Below are 7811 nucleotides of genomic sequence, written 5' to 3'. Positions count from 1 at the left end.
CCCCCCCCCCCCCCGAACACCTCATCCATTCATCGCCGCCCAGACCCGCGCGGGCGACAGCGGCATGTCGATATGGGTGACATTCTTGCCGCCCGACTGCAGCGCGTCGATCACCGCGTTGACCACCGCAGGCGGCGACCCGATCGCCCCGGCCTCGCCGCAGCCCTTCACGCCCAGCGGGTTGTGGGTGCAGGGCGTCTGGCAGGAATGGTCCACCTGATAGAACGGCACGTCATCGGCCCTTGGCATGGCGTAGTCCATGTAGGAGGCCGACAGCAGCTGGCCATCCGCGTCATAGGCCGCGTTTTCCAGCAATGCCTGGCCGATGCCCTGCCCCAGCCCGCCATGAACCTGACCGTCGACGATCATCGGGTTGATGATGTTGCCGAAGTCATCGGCGGCCGAGAACCGCTCGATGGTGACCTTGCCGGTGTCCGGGTCCACCTCCACCTCGCAGGCATAGGCTCCGGCCGGATAGGTAAAGTTCGCGGGATCATAGAACGCGGTTTCCTCCAGCCCCGGCTCCAGCTCCTCCAGCGGGTAGTTGTGGGGGACATAGGCGGTCAGGCAGACATCGCCCCAGGCCACCGACTTGTCTGTGCCCGCAACGGTGAACTGGCCGTCCTTCAGCTCGATATCGGCGTCAGAGGCCTCCATCAGATGGGCGGCGATCTTCTTGGCCTTGTTGATGATCTTCTCGGTCGCGCGCACCATGGCGGAGCCGCAGACCGCGATGGAGCGCGAGCCGTAGGTGCCCATGCCGAACGGCACCCGTCCGGTGTCGCCATGCACGATGTCGACCATGCTCTCGTCGATGCCGATCATGTCGGCGACGACCTGCGGGAAGGTGGTTTCGTGCCCCTGCCCGTGCGCATGCGCCCCGACCATCACGCTGATGGAGCCGGTGGCGTTGACCCGCACCGTGGCGGCATCATACAGCCCCGCACGGGCGCCCAGCATGCCGACGATGTTGGAGGGTGCGATACCGCAGGCCTCGATATAGCAGTTGATGCCAAAGCCGCGCAGTTTGCCGTTCTTCTCGCTTTCGGCGCGGCGGGCGGCAAAGCCTGCCACGTCGGCGACCTGCTCCAGCTTGTCCATGGTCGCCACGTAATCGCCGGTGTCATAGGTCAGCGCCACCGGGGTTTCATAGGGGAACTCGGTGATGAAGTTCTGGCGGCGCAGGGCAATCGGATCGGCACCCAGCTCGCGCGCGGCCTTGTCGATCACCCGCTCCAGCTGGAAGGTCGCCTCCGGCCGTCCAGCGCCGCGGTAGGCATCGACCGGCACCGTGTTGGTGAACACCGTCTTCACGTTCACCTGCACAATCGGCGTCTTGTAGTTGCCCGCCATCAACGTGCCGTGCAGGTAGCTGGGCACAGAGGTGGAGAAGGTCGACAGATAGGCGCCCATATTGGCCATCGTGTTGGTGCGCAGCGCGGTGAAGTTGTTGTCCGCGTCCAGCGCCAGCTCGATCTTGGTCACATGGTCGCGGCCATGGGCGTCGGAGATGAAGGCTTCTGCCCGTGTCGAGGTCCATTTCACCGCCCGCCCGCAGGCCTTGGCGGCGAAGGTGCAGAAGGCCTCCTCGGCATAGTGGAAGATCTTGGAGCCGAAACCGCCGCCCACATCCGGCGCGATCACCCGCACCTTGTGCTCGGGCAGGCCCAGCACGAAGGCGCACATCAGCAGGCGGATCACATGCGGGTTCTGGCTGGTGGTGTGCAGCGTGTATTCATCGGTGGCGCGGCTGTAGTCGCCGATTGCCACGCGCGGCTCCATCGGGTTGGCAACCAGGCGGTTGTTGACCAGCTCCAGCGTCGTCACATGGGCGGCGCTGTCAAAGGCGGCCTGCACTGCGTCGTCGTCGGGATTGCCGAACACCCAGTCATAGCAGAGGTTTGAGGTCAGATCCTCATGCACCTTGGTGCTGCCTTCACCCAGCGCTGCGGCCATATTGACCACCGCGGGCTTGTCGCTCAGGTCCAGCTCGATGGCTTCTGCCGCATCGCGGGCCTGTTCCAGCGTGTCGGCGACCACCGCGGCGACGATCTCGCCCACGTGGCGGATGGTATCATGCGCGATGATCGGATGCCGCGGCTCCTGCTGCGGGTTGCCGTGGCGGTCGGTCACGCCCCAGCCGCAGGGGATGCCGCCGACCTCGGCGAAATCGGCGCCGGTGAAGATTTTCACCACGCCGGGCATTGCCTCAGCCGCGCTGATGTCGATGGAATTGATGGTTGCATGGGCCACATCCGCGCGCAGGAAATGCACATAGGCCTGGCCGTTCACGTTGATGTCGTCGGTATAGTTTCCGGCTCCTGTCAGGAACCGCACGTCCTCGCGCCGCTTGGGGCTGGCGCCGATGCCGTTATCCTTGGGCATGTCTGGTCTTTCCTCCCTGGAGGGTGCTGCCTGTGGCGCACCTCTTGGTCACTCACTCCTTGTTCAGCTCAGGCCGGGTGCCGGCCTGGGGTCTTCCGGTCATTCCGCCGCGATGGAGGAGACATCCTGGCCCGAGGCCGCCATGATCGCCTTGACGATATTGTGGTAGCCGGTGCAGCGGCACAGGTTGCCCTCGAGGTAGTCGCGGATTTCCTGCTCGCTGGGCTTGGGGTTGTCTTTCAAGAGCGCCGCCGCCGACATCACCATGCCCGGCGTGCAGAAGCCGCATTGCAGCCCGTGGTGGTCCTGGAAAGCCTGCTGTATCGTGTTCAGCGAGCCATCGGCATTGGCCTGCCCTTCGATGGTGGCAACCTCCGCCCCTTCGGCCTCGAGCGCCAGCATGGTGCAGGCCTTCACCGCCTTGCCGTCCACATGCACGACGCAGGCGCCGCACTGGCTGGTGTCGCAGCCCACATGGGTGCCGGTCAGCCCCAGTTCTTCGCGCAGGAATGAGGACAGCAGCGTGCGCCCTTCAACCTCGCCGCTGGCAGCCTTGCCATTCACGGTCATGGAGACCTTGGCCATAGTACCCTCCCTTTAGCTTGTTCTTGTCTGGCTGGAGGGAGTTAAGCACGGGGACTGCGATCCGCGAAGTGTTTTCCGGAGGGCGGAACGGGCAAATTCGCGTCAGCAGCGCTTACCTATGGTTGTAACCTTACGTCACAAATCCCGCGCTGCGCCGCGGCATCAGCCTTCTGCATCGCGGCGCGGCATCGGGCGGGTGGGAATCTCCTTCAGCAGGCCGCCGACGCCCATTGCAGCGATATCGGCGGAGCTGACAGGAATGCCGCAGATCACCCGCTCCAGAACCCAGTCGGCGCCGTTGAGGGCCGGAGAGCGGGCACAGCCCGGCAGGCCGATCACCGGCTTGTCGTGGAAAGTGCCCAGGAACAGCAGGTTGCCGGGGTCGACCGGCATCCCGAAACGGGTGACGGTGCCGCCTGCATTGCGCAGGCCCTGCGGGGCCACGTCGTGCGGGTCGGAGGTGGCGGAGCCGGTGAGCACCAGCACCAGCTGCCCCGGCGCCTGGGTGATGGCCTCGGCCAGCGCGTCCTCGCGGTGCGGCACCACCACCCGCGGCGACAGGCTGATGCCCATCCGGTGCAGCCGCCCCGCCATCGCGGCGCGGCCCTTGTCGGGGGGTGTCTCCCCGCTCACCCGGGTTTCGATCAGCGTGGCGGAAGAGACCACCGGCGGCAGCACCCGGATCGCATCCCCGGCGCCCTCGCTGGCGCGGCGGATGGCGTCGGCGGGCACGCCATAGGAGATGATCTTGATCGTTGCCAGCATCCCGTCCGCATCCGCCCGGTGGTAATCCGGCACGGTGGCAACGGTGATCATCGGGTCCACCGCGTTGACCGCCTCCAGCTTGTCCCGGTCCAGCCGCACAACCCCGGCGCCGGCGGCATAGAGGTTCACCCGCCCTGTCCCCGCAGCGGAAATCCGGATGCCCTGCGCGGACGGATCCGGCACCAGCGCCTTTGCCAGCGCTTCGGCGGCGGCGTCCTCATGCATGTCGGCAGGGTCGAGCCGCGCGACGGTCAGGGATTCATGGCCGGCGGCAGAGAGCTCTGTCAGGTCTTCACCGCTCAGCACCGTGCCCTTGGCCACCTTGCGGCTGGCGCCCTGCAGCGAGTGCGCGAGGATGGCGCCTTCGGCGTCCTTCAAGGGAACCGGGCCGAACCTCATGGCTGCTTGCCGCGCAGGACGGCGGTCATCTCGGACAGGATCGACACCGCGATTTCCGCTGGACCGGCGGCGCCGATGTCGAGGCCGATGGGGCCGTGGATGCGGTTGATCTGGTCTTCGGTGAAGCCTGCACCTCGCATCCGGGCAACGCGGGCGGCGTGGGTCTTCTTGGAGCCCAGCGCGCCGATGTAGAACACGTCTGCTGCCAGCCCCGCCTGCAGGGCCGGGTCGTCCAACTTGGGGTCGTGGGTCAGCAGCAGCAGCGCTGTGCGGGTGTCGAGGCCGAGCTTTTCCACCGCCTCGTCCGGCCAGTCGTCCAGGAGTGTTTCACCGGGGAAGCGCTCAGGCGAGGCGAAGGCCGCGCGCGGGTCGATGATCACCGGGTCATAGCCGGCAATCCGTGCCATGGGCACCAGCGCCTGGGTGATGTGCACCGCGCCGACGCAGACCAGCCGCAGCGGCGGGTTGTGAACGGCCACAAAGGTCTCGCCGTCCTCCTCCAGCCCGGAGCGGTCCATGCGCATCCGGTCCGGGTATTCCCCGCGCGTGAGACGCCGGGTGCCGGTTGCCAGGTTCACCTCATAGGCAACGGGTGTGCGGCTGGCGCGGGCCTGCACCAGATCCGCCAGCATATCCTCGGGCAGCGCGGAGCCGACCGGTTCCACCAGCACCTTGATGGTGCCGCCGCAGGCGAGGCCGACGGCAAAGGCATCCTCGTCGCTGACGCCGAACTCCAAGAGCCGGTGCTTGCCGTCCTCCAGCGCCTCCTGCGCCTCGACCACCACCGCGCCCTCGACGCAGCCGCCGGAGACCGAGCCCTCGATGCGGCCGTCCCCCGCCACCACCAGCTGCGAGCCGGTGCGGCGCGGGGCCGAACCCCAGGTCTGCACCACGGTGGCCAGGGCTGCGCCTGCGCCGGCCTTGTGCCAGTTCAGCGCGGTTTCCGGCGCGTGCTCAAATTGGGCGGTGTGCTGCATCTTGCGTCTCTCCCCGGGCCGCCTGGGCGGCGATTGCCTTTAAACCTCGGCGCTGGCACGGGAAGTTTCAAGCCGGAAGCCGCCGCCAGACACAGGAAAGCGCCCGCCATCCCCGACGGACGCTCCCCTGTTGCCCCTTGCGCCCGGTTTATTCCGCCGGTTGCGCGGCCGCTTTCTGCGGCACCAGCCGTTCTGGCAGGGCAAAGGCCAATGCGATGAATCCGAGGCCCAGGATGATCCCCAGCACATCGCCGGGCAGCGCGGTCAGACCCTCGTATTTAGCGCCCGGCACCGCGCCCAGCGTCACCTTGCCGCCTGCGATGCTGTCCAAGAGGCCGCTGGCCTTCCACGCAGGGTAAGTGACCATATAGGCAGCGGCACCCAAGAGCCCGCCCGCGATGAAGAACAGCGCGTCCTGGCGGCCCGAGGCGGCGGCGACCACGCCGGTGCCGGGGCAATAGCCCGCCAGCGCCCAGCCCGCGCCCAGCATCAGCCCGCCGATGAAGACGCCGGCATAGGCCGCCTTGACCGACATGTGGCCGACGTCAACCAGCCCCGCCATCTGGCCGCCGAACATCAGCACCGAACCGGTGCCGATCGCCAGCAGGATGGATTTCGCCAGGTTCACATTGGTGAGGTTCAGCATCTTGCCGATATAGGTGGGGTTGGAGGCTCCGATCCGGTCCAGCACCGCGCCAAAGGCGGCGCCGATCACGATTGCCAGGATAATGGTTGTCATGGCTCAGGCCTCCTTCTTGAACAGCATCAGCGAGACGGGGATCGCAGCGGCAAAGGCGCCGGCGGCAAAGATGTAGCCCGACAAAGCGGTCTGCATCATGCCGGACATCATGTGGCCGGAGGTGCAGCCGCCCGCCAGCCGCGCGCCGTAGAGCACGATGAAACCGCCAAGGAAGGCTGCGGCATAGCGTTTCGCCGTGCTGTCGCCGAAGTTGGCGCGCCACAGGGCAGGAAGGCTGCGCTCCGCGCCTGTGACGCCGCCACGCAGCCTGGCAGAGATCAGCCCGCCCAGCGCCATCGCCAGTACGAAGACAAAGCTGTAATTCAGCGGATTGGCGACGGATTTTGCGTATTTGCCATCCGATTTCGCCAGATAGGCATTGCTGGAGGTGTAACCCTCGGCGGTTTCCGTCACCAGCTGCGGGTTCACGGCGTCCGCAACGATGCCGTCGAGGATCACGAACTGGGTCGACACCCCGATGGGTTTGACCAGCAGCACCGCCAGGAAGAATACCAGCCCCAGCAAGAGCCCTCCGGCTTTCCAGTTGAGTGGCATGGGATCTCCTTTCGCACATTACATTCTGTTTTCAGAATATATCTGAGCAATAGAAGGCGGATTGATACAGGTCAAGTCACATTCTGCTTTTGGAATTCATTTGCGGCGGGCTACAGCAGCGCCATCAGCCGGGCTTTCTCGCCGGCGTCGGAGGGGCTGGAGATCACCTGCGCCAGCTCCTCCAGCGAGGCGATTGAGTGGCCTGCCCGGAAGCTGTCGGTATAGGGCAGCATGGCGCGGATGCCCTGCGCCTTGGGGGCAAAGCCGTCCCAGCGCAAGAGCGGGTTGAGCCAGATCAGGCGGCGCGACGACAGCTGCAGCCGCTGCATCTCGCGCGCCAAAGCCTCCGGGTCGCCGCGGTCCAGCCCGTCGGAGATCAAGAGCACCACCGCCCCCTGCCCCATCACCCGCCGCGACCAGTCGCGGTTGAAGGCGTGCAGGCAGTCGCCGATGCGGGTGCCGCCCTCCCAGTCCTGCGCCTCAGCCCCCGCCGCCGCCAGCGCCGCGTCCACGTCGCGCTGGTGCAGGTGGCGGGTGATATTGGTGAGGCGGGTGCCGAAGGTGAAGCCATGCACCCTGGCCCAGCCTGCACCCTTGGCGTTGGCGGCGGCGTGCAGGAAGTGCAGGATGATGCGGCTGTACTGGCTCATCGAGCCGGAGATGTCGCAGAGTACCACCAGGTTGGGCCAGCGGATGCGGCGTTTGGCGCGGGCGATGGTTTGCAGATCGCCGCCCTGGCGCGCGGCCTTGCGCAGGGTGCGGCGCCAGTCTGCCCGGCGCCCCTTGGGGGAAGCCATCAGGCGGCGCGACTGGATCGGCGTCACCGGCAGCTGCAGCTGGGCCAGGATGCGTTTGGCGGCGGCAATCTCGGCGGTGCTCATCTGCTCGAAATCGAGGGTTCTCAGGCGCTCCTCCGCCGAGGCGGTGCGGGAGGCGTCGATGTCGATTTCGGTGCCCTCCGGCTCCTCTGCCGGGATGTCCGGCTGGTCCAGCATGCCGTCCAGCAGCGCCTCTGCCGCGCGTTTTTCGGCGGGTTTGGCGGCGCGCTCCTCCTGCACGCCGCGGATGGCGGGCAGCATCGCGGCCATCATCTGCTCGAGGTAGCGCGGGTCGCGCCAGAACAGGCGGAAGACTTGGGCGAACACCACGCGCTGCTCCGGCTTGGTGACGAAACAGGCGTGCAGGGCCCAATAGAAATCCTCGCGGCTGGTGAAGCCTGCGGCGGCCACCGCCTGCACCGCATCCAGCACCCGGCCGGGGCCGATCGGCAGCCCGGCCTTGCGCAGGGCGCGGGCGAAATGGGTGATGTTGCGGACCAGCTTGGGGTCGTCCGGCAGGGAAAGCGGCGGAGTGTCGGGCACTACCGTGTTTCATGGGGGCGCTGCCCCCATACCCCCGGGATATTT

7 protein-coding genes are annotated in these 7811 nt (G+C 66.9%); all 7 read right to left on the bottom strand.

The genetic code is table 11. The annotated features are described in order from the left end of the window. Positions 1-21: 21 nt before the first annotated feature. The 7 genes from ACFMBG_RS04560 to ACFMBG_RS04530 all read right to left on the bottom strand — a co-directional run bounded on the left by ACFMBG_RS04560 (position 22) and on the right by ACFMBG_RS04530 (position 7766). Complete coding sequence (locus tag ACFMBG_RS04560; protein ID WP_421053543.1) at positions 22-2385, bottom strand: xanthine dehydrogenase family protein molybdopterin-binding subunit; 2364 nt, start codon at positions 2383-2385, stop codon at positions 22-24. Between the two features lie 99 nt (positions 2386-2484). Beyond that, complete coding sequence (locus ACFMBG_RS04555) at positions 2485-2970, bottom strand: (2Fe-2S)-binding protein (protein WP_421053542.1); 486 nt, start codon at positions 2968-2970, stop codon at positions 2485-2487. Between the two features lie 162 nt (positions 2971-3132). After that, positions 3133-4134 (bottom strand): molybdopterin-binding protein, encoded by a 1002-nt coding sequence (locus ACFMBG_RS04550; protein ID WP_421053541.1) that lies wholly within the window; start codon positions 4132-4134, stop codon positions 3133-3135. Further along, positions 4131-5111: an XdhC family protein gene (locus ACFMBG_RS04545; protein ID WP_421053540.1), complete on the bottom strand. Its 981-nt coding sequence runs from the start codon at positions 5109-5111 to the stop codon at positions 4131-4133. Before ACFMBG_RS04545 ends, ACFMBG_RS04550 begins: the two co-directional genes overlap by 4 nt. A 148-nt stretch (positions 5112-5259) precedes the next feature. Continuing rightward, positions 5260-5850 carry a DUF6691 family protein gene (locus ACFMBG_RS04540; protein WP_421053539.1) on the bottom strand — a complete coding sequence of 197 codons (591 nt, stop codon included), beginning with the start codon at positions 5848-5850 and terminating at the stop codon, positions 5260-5262. Between the two features lie 3 nt (positions 5851-5853). After that, the gene (locus ACFMBG_RS04535; protein WP_421053538.1) at positions 5854-6405 is read right to left on the bottom strand and encodes a YeeE/YedE thiosulfate transporter family protein; all 552 of its coding nucleotides are present in this window, start codon (positions 6403-6405) and stop codon (positions 5854-5856) included. A gap of 110 nt (positions 6406-6515) precedes the next feature. Beyond that, the gene (locus tag ACFMBG_RS04530) at positions 6516-7766 is read right to left on the bottom strand and encodes a vWA domain-containing protein (protein WP_421053537.1); all 1251 of its coding nucleotides are present in this window, start codon (positions 7764-7766) and stop codon (positions 6516-6518) included. Between the last annotated feature and the right edge of the window lie 45 nt (positions 7767-7811).

This window comes from Leisingera coralii (assembly GCF_049056525.1).
GTDB classification, from domain to species: domain Bacteria; phylum Pseudomonadota; class Alphaproteobacteria; order Rhodobacterales; family Rhodobacteraceae; genus Leisingera; species Leisingera coralii.
The sequence above is the reverse complement of the archived record's forward strand: the minus strand, read 5'-3'. Positions and strand labels throughout refer to the sequence as shown.

Bases quoted from the DNA above. Each gene is read 5' to 3' on its own strand.
- ACFMBG_RS04560 (WP_421053543.1), bottom strand. From the start codon at position 2,385: ATGCCCAAGGATAACGGCATCGGCGCCAGCCCCAAGCGGCGCGAGGAC.
- ACFMBG_RS04555 (WP_421053542.1), bottom strand. From the start codon at position 2,970: ATGGCCAAGGTCTCCATGACCGTGAATGGCAAGGCTGCCAGCGGCGAG.
- ACFMBG_RS04550 (WP_421053541.1), bottom strand. From the start codon at position 4,134: ATGAGGTTCGGCCCGGTTCCCTTGAAGGACGCCGAAGGCGCCATCCTC.
- ACFMBG_RS04545 (WP_421053540.1), bottom strand. From the start codon at position 5,111: ATGCAGCACACCGCCCAATTTGAGCACGCGCCGGAAACCGCGCTGAAC.
- ACFMBG_RS04540 (WP_421053539.1), bottom strand. From the start codon at position 5,850: ATGACAACCATTATCCTGGCAATCGTGATCGGCGCCGCCTTTGGCGCG.
- ACFMBG_RS04535 (WP_421053538.1), bottom strand. From the start codon at position 6,405: ATGCCACTCAACTGGAAAGCCGGAGGGCTCTTGCTGGGGCTGGTATTC.